The organism is Mycobacterium sp. D16Q16, assembly GCF_002013745.1.
In the GTDB taxonomy this organism is placed as follows: domain Bacteria; phylum Actinomycetota; class Actinomycetes; order Mycobacteriales; family Mycobacteriaceae; genus Mycobacterium.
This window is the reverse complement of sequence record NZ_MAEY01000028.1, coordinates 40,779-63,828: the sequence shown is the minus strand read 5'-3', so window position 1 is coordinate 63,828 and position 23,050 is coordinate 40,779. Positions and strand designations below refer to the sequence as shown.

Below are 23,050 nucleotides of genomic sequence, written 5' to 3'. Positions count from 1 at the left end.
CGATGCGTCCTCCGCTGTCCGATTACCAGCATGTGGCCAGCGGAAAGGTCCGTGAGCTGTACCGAGTCGACGACGAGCACCTGCTGTTCGTCGCCACCGACCGTATTTCCGCATTCGATTTCATCCTGGATACGCCGATACCCGACAAGGGGCGCATCCTCACGGCGATGAGCGTGTTCTTCTTCGGGCTGCTGACCGTGCCGAATCATTTGGCCGGCCCGCCCGACGATCCGCGCATCCCCGAGGAGGTGCTGGGCCGGGCACTGCTGGTGCGACGGCTCGACATGCTTCCCGTGGAGTGTGTGGCGCGCGGATACCTGACCGGATCCGGGCTGCTGGATTATCAGCGCACCGGCGCGGTGTGCGGCCACGTGCTGCCGCAGGGTCTAGGTGAAGCCAGTCGGCTGGATCCGCCGTTGTTCACTCCGGCGACGAAGGCCGACATCGGCGAGCACGATATGAATGTCGACTTCGCCGCGGTGGTGGACCTTGTCGGCGGGGTGCGCGCCAACCAACTGCGCGATGAGACCATCAAGATCTACACCCGGGCGGCGGCGCACGCCCTGCACAAGGGAATCATTCTTGCCGACACCAAGTTCGAATTCGGCGTTGATGTCGAAGGCACCCTGGTGCTGGCCGACGAGGTGTTCACTCCGGACTCGTCCCGGTACTGGGATGCCGCCAATTATCGGGCCGGTGCGGTGCAGGACAGCTTCGACAAGCAATTCGTGCGCAACTGGCTCACCGGGCCCGAATCGGGATGGGATCGCGCGTCGGATACCCCGCCGCCGCCCCTGCCGGAGGCGGTGGCCGTGGCCACGCGTGAGCGGTATATCGAGGCGTATGAACGCATTTCGGGGCTGAGCTTCGCTGATTGGATCGGCAAGTCGGCGTGAGCGGGCCCGTACGCCCGCCCACCGCGAATCGGATCGACACTCTCCGTGAGTACCACGGGGATACCTTCGTCGACCCCTACGAATGGCTGCGTGAGAAGGAAAGTCCCGCCGTCGTCGCGCACCTGGAGGCCGAGAACGCCTACGTCGATGACCAGCTCGGACACTTGGAAGCGCTGCGCAACAGCATCTTCGGTGAGATCAAGTCCCGGACCAAGGAGACCGATCTCTCGATTCCCACGCGGATGGGGCAGTGGTGGTATTACGCCCGTAGCTTCGAAGGCAAGCAGTACGGCACGCATTGCCGTTGTCCGATAGGCGAATCCTCCGGGATTGAAAGCTGGGTACCGCCGGTACTAGATCACGATGTTCCGGGAGAACAGATCCTGCTCGACGGGAATGTGGAAGCGGAGGGTCACGACTTCTTCTCCCTCGGCGCCGCGACCGTCAGCCCGGACGGGAACACTCTGGCCTACTCGGTCGACGTTGTCGGCCACGAGATGTACACCCTGCGGTTCAAAGATCTGCGGACCGGCGAGATGTACCCGGACGAAATCACCGACATCGGTGCGGGCGCCACCTGGGCGATGGACAGCCGCACCTTGTACTACCCCGTGATCGATGAAGCGTTCCGGCCCTATGCCATTCGCCGGTACACGCTGGGCAGTGGTGCAGAACCTGTCGAAGTCTTCTCCGAGCCGGACGAGCGTTTCTGGATCGGGGTGGGTCGCACCCGCAGCGATCGCTTCGTTGCCATCAGTGTGCACTCGTCGGTAACCTCCGAGATCTTGATCGGTGACGCCCACGATCCGGCCGCGACCTTCTCGCCAATCTGGCTGCGTCGCACCGGTGTCGAATACACCGTCGATCACATCGTGGTCGACGGTGAGGATCGGCTCTTGATCCTGCACAACGACGGCGCCGTGAACTTCGCTCTCGCGGACCTGCCGTTCGCCGCCGTTGCCGACGGCCCGGTTGATCCGGCGCTGGCACGCACCCTGATCGCCCATCGCGAGGATGTGCGGCTGGACGGTGTGGAAGCCTTCGCCGAGCGGTTTGTGGTCGGCTATCGACGAGAGGCGTTGCCGCGCATCCAGGTATGGCCTATCAGTGCCGCCGGATACAGCGCACCGCAGGAGGTCGAGTTCGACTCGGAGCTCATGCTGTCCGGGTTGGGCGACAATCCCGAATGGAACTCGCCGCTGCTGCGTGTCGGTTGTACGTCCTTCATCACACCGACTCGGGTCTACGACCTCGACGTTCACACCGGGGAACGCACCCTGCTCAAGGAACAACCCGTCCTCGGCGGCTACCGCCGGGACGACTATGTGGAACGCCGCGAATGGGCGCTCGCCGAGGACGGCACCCGGATACCGCTGTCGGTGGTCCACCGCAAGGACACCTCCGAACCGGCGGCGACCCTCCTCTACGGGTATGGCGCATATGAGATGTGCGAAGACCCGCAGTTCAGCATCGGACGACTCTCGCTACTGGACAGGGGAGTGGTGTTCGTCATCGCCCATGTGCGCGGCGGCGGCGAGATGGGCCGCCTCTGGTACGAGGACGGCAAGATGTTGTACAAGAAACACAGCTTCACCGACTTCATCGCGGCGGCAAGGCATCTCGTTGACGCCGGGATTGCGTTGCCCGATAGGCTCGCGGCCTGGGGAGGTAGCGCGGGTGGCCTGTTGGTGGGTGCCGCGGTGAACCTGGCGCCGGACTTGTTCGCCGGGGTGCTGGCACAGGTGCCCTTTGTGGACCCCGTCACCACCATCTGCGATCCGTCGCTGCCGCTTACCGTCACAGAGTGGGATGAATGGGGAAATCCCCTGGAAGACAAGGACGTCTACGACTACATCAAGTCGTACTCGCCCTACGAGAACATCCGTGCCACTGCGTACCCAACCATTCTCGCGATGACCTCTCTGCATGATTCTCGAGTGCTGTATGTGGAACCCGCCAAATGGGTTGCCGAGCTGCGACATACGACTACCGGTGATCGCCCCATCCTGATGCGTACCGAGATGACGGCCGGGCACGGCGGCATCAGCGGGCGTTATGAGCGCTGGAAGGAAACCGCATTCCAGCTGGCCTGGCTGCTCGATGTTCTTGGGGTCACGGAGGAGACGTCGGATGTCTGACGAGGTTGTCGTCGTCACTGGTGCCGGTGGGATGGGCAAGGTCATCGCCCGCCGTCAGGGCATCGGAAAGACCCTGCTGATCGCCGACTACAACGAGGACGCGCTGCAGGCCGTCGTCGACGAACTGAAGGCCGATGGGCACAACGTCATTGGCCACCGCGTCGATGTCTCCTCGCGCGAGTCGGTCTCTGGGCTCGCCGCGGCCGCCGCGGCGCTGGGGCGAGTCACCCAGCTTGCGCACACCGCGGGTCTCTCGCCGGCGCAGGCTCCGGCACGGTCCATCCTCGCCGTCGATCTGGTCGGAGTGGCCCTGATTCTGGAGGAATTCGGCAAGATCGTTTCCTCGGGTGGTGCGGGCGTGGTGATCGCCAGCATGGCCGGTCACATGCCCATGGAGCTCTCCGCCGAACAGGAGCGGGAGCTCGCGACTACCGGCGCCGAGGATCTCCTCGCGTTACCGTACGTCCAGAGCGTTGAGTATCCCGCAGTGGCGTACCAGTTATCCAAGCGCGCCAACCACATTCGCGTTCGATCCGTAGCCAGGCAGTGGGGTGCACGCGGGGCTCGCATCAACTCGATCAGCCCTGGGGTGGTGTCCACCAAGATGGGACATCAGGAGCTCGCCTCGGAGACCGGCGCCATCACGAAGGCCATGATCGACGGGTCGGCGAGCGGCCGGATCGGCGCGTCCGACGATATCGCCGCGGCTACGGCATTCCTGCTCGGGCCCGAGTCGTCGTACATCACCGGGACCGATCTGTTGGTCGACGGGGGAGTCATCGCCGCGGTGCGTTCCGGTCAGCTGTTCAGCTGATCACCGAATCCATATCCTCCAGCGTTCGGCCCTTGGTCTCCTTCACCCAGCGCGCCACGAACAGGAAGGACAGCACCGCGCAGATCGCGTAGAACCCGTAGGCGATTCCCAGCGCGTCACGTAGCGCGGGGAAGGTGACGGTGACCAGCCAGTTGGCGGCCCAGTTCCCCGCCGTCGCCACTCCCATGGCCGCGGCCCGGATCCTGTTGGGGAAGATCTCCCCGAGCAGCACCCAGACCACCGGGCCCCAGGACATTCCGAATGCCACGACAAACAGATTCGCGGCGACCAGGGCAACGGGTCCTGCGACGGGGCCCAGGTGCGGTTTCCCGTCCACGATGGAGGCCGTACTGAAGACGATCGACATGGTGCTGAGTGTCAGGGCCATTCCGGCCGAACCAATGAGCAACAGGGGTTTGCGGCCCACCCGGTCGATCAGGGCAATGGCCACCAGCGTGGTGGCGATATTCGTGATCGAGGTGATGACGGTGATCGTGAACGACGAAGTCTCGCCGAACCCGACGGCCTGCCACAGCACATTCGAGTAGTAGAAGATTACGTTGATGCCGACCAACTGCTGAAACACCGCCAGCGCCACGCCCACCCACACGATGGCGTACAAACCGCCGGTGGGCCTGCGCAGATCACGCCACGAGGGCGCGATGCTCTGATCGAGTGTCTCTTGTATCCGGGTGATCGTGATGTCCAGGTTCTTCTCTCCGAGCAACCTCGTCAACACCGTGCGTGCCTCGGGAATTCGGTGGGTGGCAACGAGATAACGTGGCGACTCGGGGATGGTGAACGCCAGTGCGCCGTAGATGAGCGCCGGTAGTGCCATCGCGAGGAACATCCACCGCCACGCCGGCAGACCCAACCACAGTTCACTGCGCGCGCCGCCGGCCAGATGTGCCAACAGCCAATCGATGGTGAGGGACAAGAAGATTCCGCTGACAATCGCCAACTGCTGCAGAGAGCCCAACCGGCCGCGGATGTTCGACGGAGACGTTTCTGCGATGTACGCCGGTGCTATCAGCGAAGCGACGCCCACCCCTACCCCGCCGATTACGCGAAAGATGACAAGCAGCTCGATGTTCGTCGAGAGTCCGGCCCCGACCGCGCTCAGGAGGAAGAGGGCGGCCGCGATCTTCATGACCGCCACCCGCCCGATCCTGTCGGCGACGCGTCCGGCCGTCATAGCACCGAGCGCGGCCCCGAGGAGCGCGGCGGCGACCGCGAATCCCAGCTCGGCGTCCCGGATGGCGAACTCGTCCTGGATGGCCTGTACGGCACCGTTGATGACGGCGCTGTCGTACCCGAAGAGCAGTCCTCCCAACGCCGCCACCGACGCGATTCGCAGCGCACTGCGACCTGAGGAGAATTCGTTCTCCTCGCTCATATAACCTCCCGCAACGTTGCGTAATGTGCGAACAGTCAACCATCGCAACACCGGTAACGTAGTGAGCATGACCGATCTCGCCTCCATCCCGTTGACCGGACTCGACGGCTCCGCGCTGTCACTCGCCGATTTCGGCGACAACGCCGTGCTGGTGGTCAACGTCGCCTCCAAATGTGGTCTGACCCCGCAATACGCGGCTCTGGAGAAGTTGGCCACCGACTACGCCGACCGCGGCCTGACGGTGCTCGGGGTGCCCTGCAACCAGTTCATGGGCCAGGAACCCGGGACGGCGGAGGAGATCCAGACGTTCTGTTCCACCACATACGGAGTGACCTTCCCACTGTTGGAGAAGATCGATGTCAACGGTGAGAACCGGCATCCGCTGTACGCCGAGCTCACAAAGACGGTGGATTCCGAAGGTGCCGCTGGGGACGTGCAGTGGAACTTCGAGAAATTCTTGATCGCACGGGATGGTTCGGGATCCCTCCGGGCGGTCAACCGGTTTCGGCCGACGACGGTGCCGGATGCTCCCGAGGTGATCGCGGCCATCGAGAAGGAGCTGGGGTAGTCGCTCCGAGGCGGGCGCTTAAGCGTGCTGCTTGAGCGTTCGTTTCGATGCGGGGTGTCTGACACCTTGTGTACATCTGACGTTGCCACACTGGCGGCATGGCAGGACAGCTGCTGGTATCGGTATCGGGAATCTGCGATCGCACTCTCGACGAGATCGCTGTATTCACTGAGGAAATGGATAAGCGGTCGATTCCGCTGTCGTTCCTCGTGTCTCCTCGTTTGAAGGGCAAGTACCGCCTGGTGGAGGACCAGCCGACGGTTGACTGGCTGGCTGCCCGCCGGTCGCGGGGTGACGCCATCGTGCTGCATGGGTACGACCAGGCCGCGACGAAGAAGCGCCGCGACGAGTTCGCCGCGTTGCCCGCGCATGAGGCCAACCTGCGTCTGATGGCCGCTGACCGCGTGATGGAACAGACCGGGTTGCGTACACGTCTCTTTGCGGCACCGGGTTGGATGGCTTCTGCCGGAGCAATAGAGATGTTGCCGCGCAATGGTTTCCGTATGAACATCGGACTCTCTGAGATTACTGACTTGGTCCACGGCACCTCGGTGCGTGCTCGGGTGCTGGGTATCGGTGAGGGATTCCTTTCCGAGCCCTGGTGGTGCCGGATGTTGGTGTTGTCGGCGGCGCGCACTGCCCGCCGTGACGGGGTGGTGCGGGTCGCGATCTCGGCCAAGCATCTCCGGAAGCCCGGTCCGCGGCAGGCGATGATCGACGCCATCGATCTGTCACTGCTGCACGGTTCGGCGCCGAGTGTCTACGAGTGGTTGCCTAAGCAGGTACTGCACAGCGTGGCCTAGTTGGTACGGTTTGCTCCATGCTTCGTGCATGGGTCTGTGTGATTGCAGGTTCGCTGACCCTGCTGTCGTGTGGGAATGATCCCTCGCCTTCGTCGCAGACCACCTCACGTTCAACTGAAGTTTCGTCTGCTTCGTCGTCCGCGCCGCCTCGCTATGTGGATCTGACCGGGTACCACGAGGTTGGGATGAGGTATGACACCAATGGTTATCGCGAGGGTCAGGTCAAGGCCTACGCCGGTGGCTTCAGCACACCCGACGGGTTGCGTTGCCGTTTCGCTGCTTGGAACAGCGGTAAGGGTGGACCGCCCGGATTCGCGCGTTGTTGGGGAAGCATGCCAGGTGCACCAGCGTGGGCTCGGACCGTGAGTGCCACCAGTCGCGACGTCGGGCAGTTCCTGCGCGAGGAGTCAGAGCCCGAAGACCGCGAGTTTCGGCCGCTACCGCCAAAGTCGACGATTACCGTGCTGGCGTTCGAGGGAGACAATGTGTCCTGCGCCGTCGGCGATGCGGGTCTGACCGCATGTCGTCTCCACATCGGGACCACTGGTGGCCAATACGACCATGGCTTTGTGCTTTCACCGCAAGGAAGTTGGACCTTTTAATCGTCAATCGTCCCCGCTACGGTGAACCGGTGAGTGACGCGAGTACCGATGTCATCGTCGTGGGCGCAGGTCTTGCAGGATTGGTGGCGACCTGTGAATTGGTAGACCGCGGCAAGAATGTCGTCGTCGTCGAGCAGGAGAATGCCGCCAATCTGGGCGGGCAGGCCTATTGGTCCTTCGGTGGCCTGCTTTTCGTCAACAGTCCCGAACAGCGCCGCCTGGGGATCAAAGACTCCCACGAGCTGGCTCTGCAGGACTGGCTCGGTACTGCCGGGTTCGACCGCCCGGAGGACCATTGGCCTCGTCAATGGGCGCACGCGTATGTGGACTTTGCGGCGGGTGAGAAGCGAAGCTGGTTGCGCGCCAGGGGGTTGCAGATATTTCCCGTGGTGGCGTGGGCTGAGCGCGGCGGCAAGGACGCGCTCGGGCCCGGTAACTCGGTACCGCGATTTCACATCACCTGGGGTACTGGACCAGGTCTGGTGGAGATCTTCGCGCGGCGCGTGCTCGCCGCCGCCGACCGTGGTCAGGTGCGCATCGCATACCGGCACCAGGTCGACGAACTGATCGTCGAACAGGGTGCCGCCGTGGGTGTGCGCGGCACCGTGCTGGAGCCCTCGACCGCCGCGCGAGGTATAGCTTCTTCGCGAATAGCTGTGGGAGAGTTTGAATTCCGTGCGCAGGCCGTCATCGTGACCAGCGGTGGTATCGGAGGTAACCACGATCTGGTCCGGGAGAACTGGCCCGAACGCATGGGGCGCGTTCCGTCCCAGCTGTTGACCGGGGTGCCCGCTCACGTCGACGGCCGCATGCTCGGGATTTCGGTCGATGCCGGCGCCCACCTGATCAACCGCGACCGCATGTGGCACTACACCGAGGGCATCACCAACTACAACCCGGTCTGGCCGGGCCACGGGATCCGCATCCTTCCGGGACCGTCATCACTCTGGCTGGACGCCAACGGATCTCGAATACCAGCGCCACTGTTTCCGGGATTCGACACCCTGGGCACATTGGAACACATCTGTCGCAGCGGACACGACTACTCGTGGTTCATCCTGAATGCGCGGATCATCGCCAAGGAGTTCGCACTGTCGGGGCAGGAACAGAACCCCGATCTCACGGGCAAAGATGTGCGCGGGGTATTGCGGCGCGGTAAGGCAGGTGCACCGGCGCCGGTGCAGGCCTTCATCGACAAGGGCATCGACTTTGTCAGTGCCTCGAACCTGCCCGACCTGGTCGCCAAGATGAACGCGCTGCCGGACGTCACACCGCTGGACTACGCAACCATCGCCCAGCAGGTCACGGCACGCGATCGTGAGGTGGCCAACCCGTTTGGCAAGGATCCGCAGATCGCCGCCATCCGTGCCGCACGTGCCTACCTCGCGGATCGGTTTACCCGGGTGGTGGCCCCGCACCGGCTCACCGATCCGAAGGCCGGCCCGCTGATCGCGGTGAAGTTGCACATCTTGACGCGAAAGACGTTGGGCGGTTTGGAGACCGACCTTGAATCGCGGGTTCTGCGCGCCGATGGAAGCTGCTTTGACGGCCTTTACGCGGCCGGTGAGGTTGCCGGATTCGGGGGCGGTGGTGTGCACGGATACCGCGCGTTGGAGGGCACGTTCCTGGGTGGCTGCATCTTCAGTGGACGTGCCGCGGGCCGGGGCGCCGCGGAGGACATCGGCTGACTCGCATCCTGTTGTCCGTCGACACTCCGCATTCTGCGAAAGTTACTCGCGAAACAGAACGAAACGCGGCGTGTCGGCGCCGGAGGGCCTAGAACAACACCGCGTCCTCGTGCGGCAGCACCTGGAAGTCGGCGTCAGACATCTCGCGAAATCGCGTGTAAAAGAACGGATATGCGGCCTCTTGCAGGATGCCCTGGTGAATGGGTACCGCCCGCGCCGGGTTCACCGCGCGCAGATACTCGATCGCCTCGGAGACCTTCATCCACGGCGCCGCGGCCGGTAGTGCCAGCACGTCGACCTCCTCGCCGGGTGTGAAGAGCGCATCGCCGGGATGCATGAGCCGCGCGGGATGGTCGCCGTCGCCGATCAGATACGAGGTGTTGTCGATGAGCGGGATCTCCGGATGGATGACCGCGTGCTGGCCACCTACCCCGCGCACACTCAGTTCCGCGACGGTGAAGCGATCGCCGGCATGCACCGCCTGCCACGGCTCGCCCAGCTGTGCCGCGGTCATCGGATCGGCGTAGAGCGCCGCCCCCGGGTTGGCGTCGACCAGCGCGGGCAGCCGCTCCAGATCCACGTGGTCGGGATGCTGGTGGGTGATCAGGATGGCCGACAGGCCGGTGATCCCCTCGAATCCGTGCGAGAAATTGCCCGGATCGAACAGCAGAGTGGTGCCGCCAAAATCGGCCAGCAGGCACGAATGCCCGAAGTGGGTCAGCTGCATGAGGGGGAGTCTAGGCGGGATGTGTCCCGGCCCACACGGTAAAGTCAGTCCGTGGCCCGAGTCGTCGTAAACGTCATGCCGAAACCCGTGATCCTGGACCCGCAGGGACAAGCCATTGTGGGCGCGCTCGCGCGCCTTGGCTATGCCGGCGTGGCAGACGTGCGCCAGGGCAAGCGCTTTGAGTTGGAGTTCGAGGGAGAGATCGGCGACTCCGATCTCGAGTCGATCGCCGAGGCGTTGCTCGCCAACACCGTCATCGAGGACTGGGAAATCGTGCGGGAGTCCGAGTGACCCCACGCATCGGTGTCATCACTTTCCCCGGCACCCTCGATGATGTCGACGCCGCTCGGGCGGCCCGGCTCTCCGGGGCCGAGGCCGTCTCGCTGTGGCACGACGATGCCGATCTGAAGTCCGTTGACGCGGTGATCGTGCCCGGCGGTTTCTCCTACGGTGACTATCTGCGCGCCGGGGCCATCGCGCGCTTTGCGCCCGTGATGCGCTCGGTGGTCGACGCGGCCACACAAGGTCTGCCAATTCTGGGAATTTGCAATGGCTTCCAGGTGCTGTGCGAAGCCGGGCTGCTGCCCGGAGCATTGACCCGCAACGCCGGTCTGCACTTTGTATGCCGCGATGTCTGGCTGGGTGTCGACGCCAACAACACCGCATGGTCCTCCCGATATGAGCAGGGGGCCGACATCCTGGTGCCGCTCAAGTCCGGTGAAGGCCGCTATGTGGCCTCCGACGATGTGCTCGACGAGCTCGAAGGCGAGGGCCGGGTGGTTTTCCGCTACCGCGAGAACCCCAACGGGTCGATGCGCGATATCGCCGGGATTTCCTCGGCCAACGGCCGGGTGGTCGGGCTCATGCCGCACCCGGAGCACGCGACCGAGCCGCTGACCGGACCCAGCGACGATGGACTTGGCATTTTCTACTCGGCGCTCGACGCCGTGCTCACCGCGTAGATCCCAGTCTCCAGTAGGAATTTGCTGGCGATTCGGCATATCTGCCGAGTGCGCTAGCCCTATTCGTCGGCGGGGTATCACCGCCGACAGCCATTCTGGCCGACTGTTCGATAGCGGAAAGCAAAGTCGAATTCCGCTGCGGTGTGCGTCTAGGTCTGGGCTGTTATGCAGTTTGGCGATCTTCCAGCTATGCTCCCACCAACTTAGGGAGGAGCATGTTCATGGGGTGGTCAGTGAGGCGTAAAAGGCGCGGTATGGCGGCGGCCATGTCGATGGTGATTGCGGTCATCGGGTTCGCGAGCCCGGCCAGGGCAGACGGCAGCCTGGCGGACAAGCCGAGCTCACAATTGATGTTGCTGCTTCCCGACGACGCCATCCCCGCAGACTGGAAGGTGGAGAAGGACGATCTCGCCGGCGCAACCAGTAGTGGTGACCAGTTGTGTCACCAGGCTGGCGACGCGAATGGCGCCAAGGTCAACTTTCTGGTTCGTTTGCAAGCGTTGTCGCGCTGTACGGAATTTGTCGATGTTCTTTACGGCAAAGAGAACCCCGGGGCCGACATGATCGCCTGGGCCAAGTCCATCGCGCCCGCGCAGGGGTTCAACACCCTGGAGACGGGCACCGCGTCGGTGCAGGTTTCGTCCGCGCCCGGCCCGAACACCGCGCCGTATCCGTCGGTCACAGTGCTGATGCGGCCGGCCGACATGGACCAGGAGATCCCAGGGCAGCTGGTGACGTGGGTCCGGGTTCGTGGGCTGCTCGTTGTCGTGCGATCGTTCGCGTGGGATGCGGGTGAGGGGCAGGCGAGGCTCGACCAGGTGGTGCACTCGGCGATCGGGAAACTCCAGGCCGTTTGATCTTCCTGTTGCCCACCTTTGAGTGACCAGCAAGACAGCGAATTGCTTTGTCGCTCAAAGATGGGCACACATGAGTGTGTGGAGAGCCCGGGCTTGCCTAGGGCAGCAGCGCGACCGACGCCTCGGCGGTGTAGCTCAGGAACGTCAGGGTCTCCTGCAGGTAGAGCTGCACGCTCTCGGCGTCATGGGACAGGTACCCGATGGTGACATCGGTGCCCAGCTGCAGATCGAAGTCCCCGCCGCGGCAGCTCAGCACGAGTGCGCCGTCGATCGCCGGCGCCCAGAGGATCTCCCCGGTGACCAACCGGCGAAGGTGCTCGCGGATGGGGTACCCGCGATCGGAGGCCTCGCTCACCTTGGTGTACTCCTCAGCCGACAACAGCACCGAGTACGGGCCGTCCACACCCGCCAGCCGCAGTTCCGAGAGCGCCTGCGCGACGACGTCGGGGTACTGGCGGACATCGTCGGGCAGCTTGAGTTCGGGATTGGAGCTGGATTCGCGGATACCGACGATCGAGGCGGCGGGATACCCCTCGAAGATCGCGCGGTCCTCGGCGAACGCCAGCTTTTTGGCAGCCTCCTTGACTGGGTCCCAGTCGGAGTCCTGAGAGCCGCGCTCCACATCGTCGATGGCGGACCGACTGATGGTGAAGGGGACGCGCAGCCGCACAAGCGGCTTACTTTCCCGCAGGTGGGCTTGCACGCCGTCGGCGGGTGCCGCCACATCGAGTAGGTGTCCGGTGCTCACGGCCGCGCTCGAGGGACCGCCCGGCTCGCTGACGTCAACCACCCGGCGTCCGGCGATATGGCGCTTGAAGGTACGGCTGGCCTCGGTTTCGATCTCCGCCCACGCCTCGTCCGTGATGGGTGCGAGTTCGCGATACAGGTTGTTCATGCCGACGTTCCTTTCAGGCTGCCGATGGATAGGGATCCTTGGTATTCAGTGGATTTCGCGGCTACCTGGGTGGGCAGCGGCGGGGGAGTGTCGAGGAAGTCGGCGGACGGCGCGAAGAAGAGCCCGCCGGTGACCGCAGTCGAGAAGTCCAGGATGCGGTCGGTGTTCCCCGGCGGATCCCCGACAAACATGTTGTGCAGCATGCGTTCCGTGACATCCGGGGTGCGTGAGTAGGCGATGTAGTACGTCCCGAACTCGGCCTTCCCGAGTTCGCCGAAGGGCATGTTGCGACGCAGGATCTGCAGTTCGTTGCCTTCGTCGTCCTCGATGACGTTCAGGGCCACATGCGAATTCGACGGTTTCACGGCATCGTCGAATTCGATGTCATCGAGTTTGGTGCGGCCGATCACCTTCTCCTGCTCGTCGACGGGCAGCGCGCTCCAGGCGGCCATATCGTGCAGGTACTTCTGGATGTGCACGTAGCTGCCGGCGGCGAAATCGGCATCCTCGGCGCCGACGAGGGCGGCCGAGGCGGCTTCGTCGCCATCGGGATTCTCGGTGCCGTCCACAAAACCCAGCAGGTCCCGGTTGTCGAAGTACTGAAAACCGTGTGTCTCGTCCACCACGGTGATGGCGCCCGCCAGGGCGGTGGTGATACGCGCGGCCAATGCGAAGCAGCGGTCCATGGTGCTCGCGCGGATATGGAACAGCAGGTCACCGGGTGTGGACGGGGCAGTGTGCCGCTCACCACGCACCTCCTGGAACGGCCGCAGCCGGTGGGGGCGCGGACCGGAAAAGAGCCGGTCCCAGGCATCCGATCCGATCGCGGTGACCAGCGATAATCGCCGTGCCGGATCGCGGAATCCGATGGCTTTGGCCAGGCCGGACACATCGGGCAACGCATCGTGAACTGCCTGTTCGGCACCGTCGTCGATGGTCACCACCAAGAAAATGGCCGACGAGGACAGCGGTTCCAGAACAGGCTGTGGCACGGGATCGGTCACGCCTCGACCCTAGACCCAATCCAGTCAGCCATCATGGGAAGCGTGACCGCGACCGCAGCAGGACTGTGCCAATTCATCGACGCCTCGCCGTCGCCGTTTCACGCCGTGGACACGGTGGCGCAGCGCCTCCGTCAGGAAGGCTTCACCGAGCTGTTCGAGGCGCAGCGCTGGCCGGGGCACTCGGGTGACTACTTCACGGTGCGCTCGGGATCGATCGTGGCCTGGCGCGGCGTGGACATGGCAGACGATAACTCCTCCTTCCGGGTGATCGGCGCTCACACCGACAGCCCGAACCTGCGGGTGAAGGCCAATGCCGATCGCGTGCAAGCGGGTTGGCCCATGGTCGCTCTGGAGCCCTATGGCGGAGCGTGGGTGCAGACCTGGCTGGACCGCGATCTGGGGCTATCCGGACGGGTGCTGGTGCGCGATGGGGATACGGTGCGGTCAACGCTGATTCGCATTCAGCAGCCAATCCTGCGGGTGCCAAACCTGGCGATCCACATGGTCAGCGCCGAGGAACGCAAGAAGTGGGTGATCGACCCGCAATGGCATGTGAACTCCGTGTGGAGCGGTGAGCACAGCTTCGACGAATTCATCGCAGAACAGCTGGGGGTCGCCGCGGCCGATATTTTGGGGCGCGATCTGATGGCACATGATCTGACCGCGGCCGCTCTCATCGGCCCCGACGAGAGCCTGGTCAGCGCACCGCGTTTGGACAACCAGGCCAGCTGCTACGCCGGATTGGAAGCATTCCTGGCCGCCGAGTCCAGCTCGACGCTGGTACTGGCGCTCTTCGATCACGAGGAGATCGGTTCTGTCTCTGATCACGGCGCCCACTCGGACCTGTTGTCGACGGTTCTGGAGCGCATCGTGCTGTCCAGCAACGGCACCCGGGAGGATTTCCTGCGGCGTGCGGCCGCCTCGCTGATGGTCTCGGCCGATATGGCGCATGCCACGCACCCCAACTATCCGGATCGGCATGAACCGGGCCACCAGATTGCCGTCAACGCCGGACCGGTGATCAAGATTCACCCGAATGTCCGCTACGCCACCGATGGTCGGGGTGCGGCGTCCTTCGCCCTGGCCTGTGAGCGGGCCGGGGTTCCGGTCCAGCGGTACGAGCATCGCGCGGATATGCAGTGCGGCTCGACCATCGGTCCGTTCGCGGCATCACACACCGGCATCGTCACCGTCGACGTGGGAGCCGCGACGCTGGCCATGCATTCGGTGCGTGAGCTGATGGGCGCGCGTGATGTGCCGATGTATTCCGATGCGCTGCAAGCGTTTCTGGAGCTACCCGCTACATCGTGAAGCGCAGGTTGGGGATGATCTTCCAACCCAGGTCGGGATCGCCGTCGAGCGTGAAGCCATTGCGGTTCGCGCTGGCCCGGCCGCCCAGATGCCGGGCGAATTCGCTGGTGTCGGCGGTAAGCGTCACATGTGGGGTGCCCGAGAGCGCCGACACAATGCGCGCCCGGTCGGGTATTTCGATGTCCACCTTCTGTGCGCCAATCCCGGTGAGTACGAAGCGCACCCGGCTGCCCTGAGGTGCGCCTGCCCGCTTCCCGATGAGGAACGGCAGCGCATTGATCAGCTCGGTGAGCGCGGGCGTCGCCGCCACCGGGTCTGCCGGTGCGGGCAACCCGAGGCTGTCGCGCACGTCCAATTCGTGCATCCAGCAATCGAAATCACGGATCTGCATGAACCGGCCATGGCTTTCCGGTCCCACCGGGGTCACCGTCTCGGCGTTGAACTGGTCCTGGGACAGACCCTCAAGGACTGCCAGGCGCGCGCTGGTCACGGTGCGCAAGTCGTTCAGCACCGCCCCGGGTGGCAGCTTGCGGTAGTAAGTCAACCACCGTTCGTTGAGGACGCCGACGGGATTATGCACGTGCGGAAGAGCGGCGACGGCTTCATCGGTACTGGGGATCGGATCGCCCGACAGCAGACGTTCGGTACTCACCACGTGCGCGATGACGTCCTTGACGGTCCACCCCGGCAGTACGGACGACGCGGCCCATTGCTCATCGGTGAGAGCAGCGCCCAGCTCGTCCAGCGCGGCCCACTCGGCACCCAGAGCGGCGACGACGGGATCTTTGGCGACGATCGTGACGGTCATGGCCACGAGCCTACGAGAGCCGGTGGAGGCCTGAGCGATGAATTTCATCGATTGTGTCGGTCGGTCTCTCTAGAGTTGTTTCATCGGGGATTTCGAGAAAGGAATCTCATGTCCGTCACATCCACATTCAGTGAGAAAACGACGCCGGAGAAGATCGGTATCGCACTGAGCGGCATCATCCTGTTGTTCCTCCTGGGAGACGCCATACCCAAGATCTTCGGCGCGGAGTTCGCCCAGAAGGCCACTGAGCAGCTGGGTTTCCCGCCGTATCAGACCGCCCTCATCGGCTGGGTGCTGTTGGCGTGCACCATCGTGTGGGCCATTCCCCGTACCTCGGTGCTCGGTGCCGTGGGGTTGACGGCCTACCTGGGCGGCGCGGTCACGATCGATATGCACGAGGAGGTGTGGTTCGCGGTGGTCTTCGCGGTCGGCTTCGGACTGCTGATCTGGGCTGCGATGATCCTGCGCCGGCGTGAACTGCTGGAGGTGCTGATCGGGTCAGATCGCTAGGAGCAGGTCTCGAACCACCGGCGAAGCTCGTTCTGCAACGCGGACCCGGTATCGAACTCGGGTGAGCAGCCGCCGACAACGACTGTCAGCGTGTCCTTGCCGTATGTCGCCTCATACTTGACCCGATGCTGATACGCCCTGAGCAGCATCAGCTGGCTCAGTGCTGCGCGTCGCCAATTGGCCTCACCGGCACCCGGGAGCGTGACGGTAACCAATGACTTCTCGTCGCTGGTGCCGGAGTCCCTCACGAGGTTCATCTTGACCGGAGCAATGGCAGAAAGTGCTTCCCAGAGACCTAACTCGGCGTCGGTGGGTAATCCCCGCGAGGTACCGAGTTCCAGATTGCTCACGTTTGCCGGTGTCTGTCCGCCCGTGGCGGTCCATGCTGCCTCGCGCAGGCCCGGGAAGTCAGTGGCGATACGGCGGAAGAGGGACGAGAAGTCTTGTGCGCGGGCTTCTCTCGGCGTGTCATCGGCCGATGGCGGCAACGTCACCGTGATCTGTTTGTGAGACTGGCCGTTCACATGACTGGTCTTCACGCGGATGGCGTTTGCGTAGTGCCCCCGGACGAGCGCCCGCCACTCTTGCCAGTTGGGCACGGGTTCGGCACTTTCCATGTCGGTGGTCTCGGAGATCTCACCGCAGTAGCTGCCCGGCCGAGCGACGGGGGGCGGGCAGTCATTGATGGTCAGCCGGACGTTGACATGTGCGTGGCCGGCCCCGGCTTCCTCTACTCGATGAGTGAAGACCTCCCAGATTGCCGTGAGCTGTTCTGGCGTGATCTCCGGCCGGACGTTGGCGTCCAGATGCACCGTGAACGTGTCATACCAGCCGATTGAGAAGCTGTGAGTGGTGCTCTCCACACCGGGCAGGCCGTTGATCGCTTGGGCGATCGGACGGGACGGGTCGGTGTGGCCTGCCGCGCATCCGCTCGCGGCCAGCAGGGATGAACCCGTCAGGATCCCCACCGCGACCAGCAAAATTGCACGGAGCATCTTCCGAGTATGACGGGCCTGGTCGGCACATGTGGTCCAGCGAGCGCGAGCATGATCGCGAATCCGACCGGGATGATCCCGCCGACCGATATAGCCGTCCTGTACGGCCAATATGGCGCGTAGCGAGGGCGAGGCGGGTTCGACGTTAGAATCTGTTCGTGACTTCACGGGTTGATACGGTCGACAACGCAACAGCCACCCCCGATCACCCGCAGCCCTTCGCTGAATTAGGGCTCAAGGACGACGAGTACGCGCGCATCCGCGAGATCCTCGGTCGCCGTCCCACCGATGCTGAGCTGGCGATGTACTCGGTGATGTGGAGCGAGCACTGCTCGTACAAGTCGTCCAAGGTGCACCTGCGTTACTTCGGGCAGACCACCACCGAGGAGATGCGCTCGGCGATGCTCGCCGGAATCGGTGAGAACGCCGGAGTGGTGGACATCGGCGACGGGTGGGCGGTCACCTTCAAGGTCGAGTCGCATAACCACCCGTCGTACGTCGAGCCCTATCAGGGTGCCGCGACAGGTGTGGGCGGCATTGTTCGCGACATCATGGCCATGGGCGCTCGGCCGATCGCCGTGATGGATCAACTGCGTTTCGGCGCTGCCGATGCCCCAGACACCCGTCGTGTCTTCGACGGCGTGGTGCGCGGTATCGGCGGCTACGGCAACTCGCTGGGGCTGCCGAACATCGGCGGGGAGACGGTGTTCGATGCCTCCTACGCCGGGAATCCTTTGGTGAACGCGCTGTGTGCGGGGGTGCTGCGCAAGGAAGACTTACATCTGGCCTTCGCCTCCGGCGCCGGCAACAAGATCATCCTGTTCGGTGCCCGCACGGGGCTGGACGGCATCGGCGGTGTGTCGGTGCTGGCTTCCGAGACATTCGGCGGCGACGAGGCCGAGGGCGCCTCACGCAAGAAGCTTCCCAGCGTGCAGGTGGGCGACCCGTTCACCGAGAAGGTGCTCATCGAGTGCTGCCTTGAGCTGTACGCCGCGCATCTGGTGGTGGGCATCCAGGACCTCGGCGGTGCCGGTTTGTCCTGTGCCACATCGGAACTGGCCTCGGCCGGGGACGGCGGCATGCACATCGACCTGGACAAGGTGCCGCTGCGCGCGACCGGAATGACTCCGGCAGAGGTGCTCTCCAGTGAGTCCCAGGAGCGCATGTGCGCCGTGGTGACCCCGGAGAACGTGGACGCCTTCATGGCGGTGTGCCGGAAATGGGATGTGCTGGCCACCGTCATCGGCGAGGTCACCGATGGCGACCGGCTGCGGATCACTTGGCATGGCGACACCGTCGTGGATGTGCCGCCGCGCACCGTCGCACACGAGGGCCCCGTCTATCAGCGCCCGGTGGCCCGGCCAGACACGCAGGATGCGTTGATCGCTGACAGCACAGCAGGTTTGGCGCGCCCGGCCACCGGTGACGAGCTACGGCTGACGCTGCTGGACATGATCGGCAGCCCGCACCTGTGCAGCCGTGCCTTCATCACCGAGCAGTACGACAGGTACGTCCGTGGCAACACCGTGCTCGCCGAACACGCCGACTCCGGCGTGATTCGGGTGGACGAGGAAACCGGACGCGGAATCGCCTTGGCCACCGATGCTTCCGGCCGCTACACCGTGCTCGATCCCTACAACGGCGCCCGGTTGGCACTTGCCGAGGCGTACCGCAATGTGGCGGCCTCCGGCGCCACCCCTGTCGCGGTAACCAACTGCCTGAACTTTGGCTCCCCGGAGGACCCGGGTGTCATGTGGCAGTTCTCCGAAGCGGTCCGCGGCCTCGCCGATGGCTGTGTGGAGCTGGGCATTCCGGTCACGGGAGGCAACGTCAGCTTCTACAACCAGACCGGCACCACCCCCATCCTGCCCACTCCGGTGGTTGGCGTGCTGGGTGTTATCGACGATGTGAACCGGCGTATCCCGACGGGATTCGGCACCGAGCCCGGCGAAACACTGATCCTGCTGGGTGACACCGCCGATGAATTCGACGGTTCCATCTGGGCGCAGGTGGCACACGATCACCTGGGCGGCACTCCGCCGAAGGTCGACCTCGCCCGCGAGCAGCTGATTGCCCAGGTTCTCACCGCCGCGTCGCGGGACGGGCTGGTGTCCGCCGCACACGACTTGTCCGAGGGCGGGCTCATCCAGGCCGTCATCGAGTCGGCACTGGCCGGTGAAACTGGTTGCCGCATCCTGCTTCCCGAGGGAGCCGACCCCTTTGCGGCGTTGTTCTCCGAGTCCGCCGGGCGGGTGCTGGTCGCCGTACCGCGCACCGAGGAGAGCAGATTCGTGGCGATGTGTGAGGCGCGACAGCTGCCCGCCGTCCGCATCGGCGTTGTCGATCAGGGCTCGGATTCCGTTGAAGTACAGGGACAATTCTCGATCACCTTGGCCGAGCTGCGCGAGATTCACGAAGGTGTGCTGCCCGGATTGTTCGGATGAGCGAGACTCCTGGAGTCCCCGTCACGACAAGCACCGTCGATCCCGATGACTGGATTGGCCGCAGCTGGCTGGCGTTCCAGGAGCTTGAGGAACATCTAGAGCACCGGCACCCCCTGGTGGCCTGGGCGTGGAATCTGCTGCGGCTGGATTTCTGTGGAATAGCGTTCGGCGCCTTGTTTTTCTGCTTGTCGCTGACGCCGTCATTGATGCCGCGTACCTGGCTGTTCCAGGGCCTGATCGGTGGTGCCACCGCGACGATTGGCTACGGCATTGGTGTCGCTGTTTCCAAGCTGGTACTGCGCTTCTGGCTCCGCCACCAGACATGGTGGCCCTTGCGCGACCGGGTGATGGTGACCACCAAGCTCGGAGTGGTGCTGCTGTCGGCGGTGTGCTCGCTGGCGATGATCGTCCCAGCTGCCCGCTGGCAACGACAGATCGCGACCCTCATGGAGACGCAGGGACCATCCACCCTCGAGTACTCCAAGTCCTTCCTTGTTTCGATTGCTTTTGGGGCACTGCTGATATCGGTGGCCCGAGTGTTGCGAGATCTGGTTCGGCTGCTGGCGCGATTCTTTATTCGCCGCTTGCATCTCAGCCGCGAAGTGTCGCTGCTCATCGGTACCGCCATCGTGGCGGTGTTGACCATCATGCTGTTCAACGGCGTGCTGGTGCGCGGCTTCTTTTCCGCCGCCAACGCCTCTTTCGGTCCGCATAACGACACCACTCGGGCCGGGGTGAAACAGCCCATACAGCCGGAGCGTTCCGGAAGCCCGGCGTCACTGGCCGCCTGGGAAACTCTCGGCTTCGAGGGACGAAACTTTGTCTCCGGTGGTTTGCATGCCGACGAGCTGACCAAGGTGAACGGTCGCCGGGCCAAGGAACCCATTCGGGTGTATGCCGGACTCGAGACCGCCGACACCGCGGAGGAGCGGGCCGACATCCTGGTGCGGGAAATGGAGCGCACCAAGGCCTTCGAGCGCAAGGCGTTGATCATCGTCCCGACCACCGGCACCGGCTGGGTGACGCCCGCTGCCGCGCGCGGTATCGAGCTCATGTACAACGGCGACACCGCGATCGTCGCCACCCAGTACTCGTTCCTGCCCAGCTGGATCTCGTTCCTGGCCGACAAGAAGAAGGCGCTGGCCTCGGGCAGGCTGTTGGTCGACACGGTTCAGAAGCGCTGGGCGCAGCAGCCCCAAGGGCACCGTCCCAAGCTGCTCATCTATGGCGAAAGCTTGGGATCGTTTGCGGGACAAGGGGCATTCGATGGTCTTGGTGATATCCGTACGGCGGGCGTCGACGGCGTGTTGTGGACCGGTCCGCCGAACTTCAGCCAGATCTGGAATGAACTGGTGTCCAAACGGGACCGCGGCACCCTGGAAGCCCTTCCCGTATACGACAGTGGATTCACGGCGCGTTTCGCGATAGGTCCCGATATCGACAAGCTCGCCAGACCACCGTGGCAGAACCCACGGGTGCTCTTCGTGCAACATCCGTCTGATCCGGTGACGTGGTGGTCCACGGATCTGCTGTTCAGTGAACCGGATTGGCTCAAGGAGGCGCCGGTGGGCGACCGCTCCGCCGCCATGCGCTGGTACCCCATCGTCACCTTCTGGCAGGTGGCGGCCGACCTGGCCAACGCCGTCGGAGTGCCCGACGGGCATGGCCACAACTACGGCATCTCGTCGGTCAACGGCTGGGCGGCCATCGCTCCGCCGGAGGGCTGGACCCCGCAGGACACCGAACGCATCCGGAAGGCTCTCGTCGACACCGCGTCGCTCGACGGCCCCGACACGTGATCGTTCGCGCCCGAGCCTGGGTTCTGGCTGTTGCTCTCGTCGCCTGGCCGTCGCTGTTGGAACGGTTCCCACAGCATTGGCGCCCACTGATCGGGGCGGGCATGAGCACCGCCCTTGCTGCCGTCACGGGGGCACCGCTCGGGCTGCGGCAGCCACAGCTGGGGGCCGGTCTGCGTCTGGGCGGAGTCGCCGCATCGGCCGTCGCCGCGGCGGTCGGTGCCTCACCGGCGCTGAAGCCGGTGCGCACGTCGATGCGGGAGCGCGATATCGACCTTCATCCGGCGGCCTGGCTGGGGTTGCACATTCCGGTGGGCACGGTGTGGTCGGAGGAGCTCGCGTTCCGCGGGGTGCTGCAGCCGCTCGCGGTCGAGGCATGCGGCACGAGGCTGGGCGGCGTGTTGCAGGCCGCGGCGTTCGGGCTCGCGCATATCCGGCCCGCTCGCGCCGCGGGAGATCCCGTCCCGGCGACGGTGCTGGTCACTGGCTTGTTCGGCTGGCTGTTGGGCTGGTTGCGCGAGCGGTCAGGCAGTGCGGCGGCGCCAATACTGGCCCATCTGGCCCTCAATGAGGTCGGCGCGCTGGCCGCACTGGCCGTGCAACGGACGAAACGCGGGCCACTGTGACCGTGGATGTAGTGCGGTTTTTCCCCGAAGTCCGGACTCCTGGGTATCGGCTGTAGATAATCGGCGGATGGCCTCGAACTGGAGAAGCAGGGCTGGTGCAGCGCTGGCAGGTATGACGATCGCCGCCGGACTCGCACTGGCGGCACCCGCCGGCGCAGACCCCGGGCAGGGCGCCTCGCTGCCGGTGTTTGTTCCGTACCCCTCGGACTGGTCGCCGGACACCTCGGTCTTCCCGTTCAACATGTGGCAGAACCGGGCGACCGACGAGCAGTTCACCGCCCTGCGCGAATCCTGCCAATGGTTCAACGCCCAGTACGACACCTTGATGGCGTCGGTATACGGATTCCAGAACTATCTGCGCGATCACCGCGACGTCTGGGCCGCCTCGGGATCGGACACCGTTGGCAATGTGGTAACCGCGAACCTGGATCAGTCGGCCGGATTCCTGGATCCGCGGGTGCACACCCTCTACATCACCAATTACCCGGATCAGAGCCAGTACTCGCCGCTCTACAACGGCGACTCCTTCTATCACCTGTGGTTCCAGTTCACCCAGATCAGCGACAAGATGAAGCAGCAGCTGCCGTCCGGCGTCATCAACGCCAACATCGCCACCGCCACCGTCTACGGCAACACCATCCGAGACTCGGGAATCTGCAACGGGGCGTAGGTTCCTGGGCCGGGCCCCGGCCTGCCCCGGATAGGCTGGAGGCCATGCCAGCGCGTGCACCGGATGCTGCCTCGACCAGGGCGGCCGTACTCGCGGTGGCCGACTGGCTGCGCGACCCGCAGGTGCCCGAACCGGCGCGTGCGGTCCTCGCTGACGCGGTTCGGTTCACTGCCCGCACACTGGCCGCGGATGCTCCGGGTGCCTCGGTAGAGGTGCGGGTTCCGCCGTTCGTTGCGGTGCAATGCATCTCGGGTCCCCGCCACACCCGGGGAACCCCACCCAACGTTGTGGAGACGACCCCACGGACCTGGCTGCTGCTGGCGACGGGGCTGTTGACGCTGGATCGGGCCACCGCCGATCGGTCCGCCACCGCGTCCGGATCACGTGCTGCCGAGATCGCCGACTGGCTGCCGTTGGTACCGCTGGGCTAGCGCAAGGCGGGCCTCACGATGCCGACGCTGCAGTGGCCTCGGTCACTTTCATGGCGGCACCGACGGGCCGTTTTACGGGGATCGGCCAGCCGATTCTGCGTTCAGCAAC

22 protein-coding genes and 1 pseudogene are annotated in these 23,050 nt (G+C 64.6%); 17 read left to right on the top strand and 6 right to left on the bottom strand.

The window, feature by feature from the left end:
- Positions 1 to 2 precede the first annotated feature (2 nt).
- The 3 genes from B4394_RS23620 to B4394_RS23610 are packed head-to-tail and all read left to right on the top strand — an operon-like array spanning position 3 to position 3,848.
- On the top strand, positions 3 to 896 hold the full coding sequence (locus B4394_RS23620) for a phosphoribosylaminoimidazolesuccinocarboxamide synthase (protein WP_078312735.1): 894 nt from the start codon (positions 3 to 5) through the stop codon (positions 894 to 896).
- Positions 893 to 3,034: a S9 family peptidase gene (locus B4394_RS23615; RefSeq protein ID WP_078312736.1), complete on the top strand. Its 2,142-nt coding sequence runs from the start codon at positions 893 to 895 to the stop codon at positions 3,032 to 3,034. The genes B4394_RS23620 and B4394_RS23615 overlap by 4 nt, the downstream gene beginning before the upstream one ends.
- Positions 3,027 to 3,848 (top strand): SDR family oxidoreductase, encoded by an 822-nt coding sequence (locus B4394_RS23610; protein WP_078312737.1) that lies wholly within the window; start codon positions 3,027 to 3,029, stop codon positions 3,846 to 3,848. The genes B4394_RS23615 and B4394_RS23610 overlap by 8 nt, the downstream gene beginning before the upstream one ends.
- Here the strand turns inward: B4394_RS23610 and B4394_RS23605 are convergent.
- The gene (locus tag B4394_RS23605) at positions 3,841 to 5,244 is read right to left on the bottom strand and encodes a sugar porter family MFS transporter (protein ID WP_078312738.1); all 1,404 of its coding nucleotides are present in this window, start codon (positions 5,242 to 5,244) and stop codon (positions 3,841 to 3,843) included. The two genes, B4394_RS23610 and B4394_RS23605, sit on opposite strands and share 8 nt — an antisense overlap.
- Before the next feature lie 67 nt (positions 5,245 to 5,311).
- On the opposite strand from B4394_RS23605, the gene B4394_RS23600 reads away from it, so the two are divergent.
- The 4 genes from B4394_RS23600 (at position 5,312) to B4394_RS23585 (ending at position 8,905) form a co-directional block, all read left to right on the top strand.
- Positions 5,312 to 5,812: a glutathione peroxidase gene (locus B4394_RS23600; RefSeq protein ID WP_078312739.1), complete on the top strand. Its 501-nt coding sequence runs from the start codon at positions 5,312 to 5,314 to the stop codon at positions 5,810 to 5,812.
- Between the two features lie 98 nt (positions 5,813 to 5,910).
- Complete coding sequence (locus B4394_RS23595) at positions 5,911 to 6,615, top strand: DUF2334 domain-containing protein (RefSeq protein ID WP_078312740.1); 705 nt, start codon at positions 5,911 to 5,913, stop codon at positions 6,613 to 6,615.
- Between the two features lie 362 nt (positions 6,616 to 6,977).
- Complete coding sequence (locus B4394_RS25295; RefSeq protein ID WP_139360414.1) at positions 6,978 to 7,217, top strand: hypothetical protein; 240 nt, start codon at positions 6,978 to 6,980, stop codon at positions 7,215 to 7,217.
- 29 nt (positions 7,218 to 7,246) lie between these two features.
- A complete protein-coding gene (locus B4394_RS23585; protein WP_078316431.1) occupies positions 7,247 to 8,905 on the top strand; it encodes an FAD-binding dehydrogenase in 1,659 nt (552 codons plus the stop codon).
- Between the two features lie 88 nt (positions 8,906 to 8,993).
- On the opposite strand, the gene B4394_RS23580 is transcribed toward B4394_RS23585, so the two are convergent.
- Entirely contained in the window at positions 8,994 to 9,632 is a 639-nt protein-coding gene (locus B4394_RS23580) for an MBL fold metallo-hydrolase (protein WP_078312743.1), read from the bottom strand.
- 51 nt (positions 9,633 to 9,683) lie between these two features.
- On the opposite strand from B4394_RS23580, the gene purS reads away from it, so the two are divergent.
- From purS to B4394_RS23565, 3 genes are all read left to right on the top strand, one after another.
- The gene (purS, locus tag B4394_RS23575; RefSeq protein WP_078303532.1) at positions 9,684 to 9,923 is read left to right on the top strand and encodes a phosphoribosylformylglycinamidine synthase subunit PurS; all 240 of its coding nucleotides are present in this window, start codon (positions 9,684 to 9,686) and stop codon (positions 9,921 to 9,923) included.
- Positions 9,920 to 10,594 carry a phosphoribosylformylglycinamidine synthase subunit PurQ gene (gene purQ / locus B4394_RS23570; RefSeq protein WP_078316430.1) on the top strand — a complete coding sequence of 225 codons (675 nt, stop codon included), beginning with the start codon at positions 9,920 to 9,922 and terminating at the stop codon, positions 10,592 to 10,594. The genes purS and purQ overlap by 4 nt, the downstream gene beginning before the upstream one ends.
- A gap of 233 nt (positions 10,595 to 10,827) precedes the next feature.
- On the top strand, positions 10,828 to 11,451 hold the full coding sequence (locus B4394_RS23565) for a hypothetical protein (RefSeq protein ID WP_139360413.1): 624 nt from the start codon (positions 10,828 to 10,830) through the stop codon (positions 11,449 to 11,451).
- Positions 11,452 to 11,548: 97 nt separating this feature from the next.
- Here B4394_RS23565 and B4394_RS23560 read toward each other — a convergent pair whose 3' ends face one another.
- Both B4394_RS23560 and B4394_RS23555 read right to left on the bottom strand, forming a co-directional pair.
- Entirely contained in the window at positions 11,549 to 12,346 is a 798-nt protein-coding gene (locus B4394_RS23560; RefSeq protein WP_078312746.1) for a family 1 encapsulin nanocompartment shell protein, read from the bottom strand.
- Positions 12,343 to 13,350, bottom strand: coding sequence for a Dyp-type peroxidase (locus tag B4394_RS23555; RefSeq protein WP_078312747.1), 1,008 nt, complete (start codon positions 13,348 to 13,350; stop codon positions 12,343 to 12,345). The genes B4394_RS23560 and B4394_RS23555 overlap by 4 nt, the downstream gene beginning before the upstream one ends.
- A 42-nt stretch (positions 13,351 to 13,392) precedes the next feature.
- On the opposite strand from B4394_RS23555, the gene B4394_RS23550 reads away from it, so the two are divergent.
- On the top strand, positions 13,393 to 14,661 hold the full coding sequence (locus B4394_RS23550) for a M18 family aminopeptidase (RefSeq protein ID WP_078312788.1): 1,269 nt from the start codon (positions 13,393 to 13,395) through the stop codon (positions 14,659 to 14,661).
- Here B4394_RS23550 and B4394_RS23545 read toward each other — a convergent pair.
- Complete coding sequence (locus B4394_RS23545) at positions 14,651 to 15,469, bottom strand: maleylpyruvate isomerase family mycothiol-dependent enzyme (RefSeq protein WP_078316443.1); 819 nt, start codon at positions 15,467 to 15,469, stop codon at positions 14,651 to 14,653. The two genes, B4394_RS23550 and B4394_RS23545, sit on opposite strands and share 11 nt — an antisense overlap.
- 108 nt (positions 15,470 to 15,577) lie before the next feature.
- Between B4394_RS23545 and B4394_RS23540 the strand changes: the two genes are divergently transcribed.
- On the top strand, positions 15,578 to 15,979 hold the full coding sequence (locus B4394_RS23540; protein WP_078312748.1) for a DoxX family protein: 402 nt from the start codon (positions 15,578 to 15,580) through the stop codon (positions 15,977 to 15,979).
- Here the strand turns inward: B4394_RS23540 and B4394_RS23535 are convergent.
- A pseudogene (locus B4394_RS23535) lies at positions 15,976 to 17,025 on the bottom strand (hypothetical protein); the annotation flags it as partial. The gene B4394_RS23540 and the pseudogene B4394_RS23535 sit on opposite strands and share 4 nt — an antisense overlap.
- A 107-nt stretch (positions 17,026 to 17,132) precedes the next feature.
- Between B4394_RS23535 and purL the strand changes: the two are divergent.
- From purL to B4394_RS23510, 5 genes are all read left to right on the top strand, one after another.
- On the top strand, positions 17,133 to 19,418 hold the full coding sequence (gene purL, locus B4394_RS23530; RefSeq protein ID WP_078316428.1) for a phosphoribosylformylglycinamidine synthase subunit PurL: 2,286 nt from the start codon (positions 17,133 to 17,135) through the stop codon (positions 19,416 to 19,418).
- Positions 19,415 to 21,217 carry an alpha/beta hydrolase gene (locus B4394_RS23525; protein ID WP_078316427.1) on the top strand — a complete coding sequence of 601 codons (1,803 nt, stop codon included), beginning with the start codon at positions 19,415 to 19,417 and terminating at the stop codon, positions 21,215 to 21,217. Before purL ends, B4394_RS23525 begins: the two co-directional genes overlap by 4 nt.
- The gene (locus B4394_RS23520) at positions 21,217 to 21,840 is read left to right on the top strand and encodes an Rv0804 family intramembrane glutamic endopeptidase (RefSeq protein ID WP_139360420.1); all 624 of its coding nucleotides are present in this window, start codon (positions 21,217 to 21,219) and stop codon (positions 21,838 to 21,840) included. The genes B4394_RS23525 and B4394_RS23520 overlap by 1 nt, the downstream gene beginning before the upstream one ends.
- 67 nt (positions 21,841 to 21,907) lie before the next feature.
- Positions 21,908 to 22,510: a hypothetical protein gene (locus B4394_RS23515; RefSeq protein WP_078312752.1), complete on the top strand. Its 603-nt coding sequence runs from the start codon at positions 21,908 to 21,910 to the stop codon at positions 22,508 to 22,510.
- A gap of 44 nt (positions 22,511 to 22,554) precedes the next feature.
- Positions 22,555 to 22,941, top strand: a complete 387-nt coding sequence (locus B4394_RS23510; protein WP_078312753.1) for a sterol carrier family protein — start codon at positions 22,555 to 22,557, stop codon at positions 22,939 to 22,941.
- Positions 22,942 to 23,050 lie beyond the last annotated feature (109 nt).

Coding starts and splice junctions, on each gene's coding strand:
- B4394_RS23620 (WP_078312735.1), top strand. CDS start 3: ATGCGTCCTCCGCTGTCCGATTACCAGCATGTGGCCAGCGGAAAGGTC.
- B4394_RS23610 (WP_078312737.1), top strand. CDS start 3,027: ATGTCTGACGAGGTTGTCGTCGTCACTGGTGCCGGTGGGATGGGCAAG.
- B4394_RS23605 (WP_078312738.1), bottom strand. CDS start 5,244: ATGAGCGAGGAGAACGAATTCTCCTCAGGTCGCAGTGCGCTGCGAATC.
- B4394_RS23600 (WP_078312739.1), top strand. CDS start 5,312: ATGACCGATCTCGCCTCCATCCCGTTGACCGGACTCGACGGCTCCGCG.
- B4394_RS23595 (WP_078312740.1), top strand. CDS start 5,911: ATGGCAGGACAGCTGCTGGTATCGGTATCGGGAATCTGCGATCGCACT.
- B4394_RS23580 (WP_078312743.1), bottom strand. CDS start 9,632: ATGCAGCTGACCCACTTCGGGCATTCGTGCCTGCTGGCCGATTTTGGC.
- B4394_RS23560 (WP_078312746.1), bottom strand. CDS start 12,346: ATGAACAACCTGTATCGCGAACTCGCACCCATCACGGACGAGGCGTGG.
- B4394_RS23545 (WP_078316443.1), bottom strand. CDS start 15,469: ATGACCGTCACGATCGTCGCCAAAGATCCCGTCGTCGCCGCTCTGGGT.
- B4394_RS23540 (WP_078312748.1), top strand. CDS start 15,578: ATGTCCGTCACATCCACATTCAGTGAGAAAACGACGCCGGAGAAGATC.
- B4394_RS23525 (WP_078316427.1), top strand. CDS start 19,415: ATGAGCGAGACTCCTGGAGTCCCCGTCACGACAAGCACCGTCGATCCC.
- B4394_RS23515 (WP_078312752.1), top strand. CDS start 21,908: ATGGCCTCGAACTGGAGAAGCAGGGCTGGTGCAGCGCTGGCAGGTATG.
- B4394_RS23510 (WP_078312753.1), top strand. CDS start 22,555: ATGCCAGCGCGTGCACCGGATGCTGCCTCGACCAGGGCGGCCGTACTC.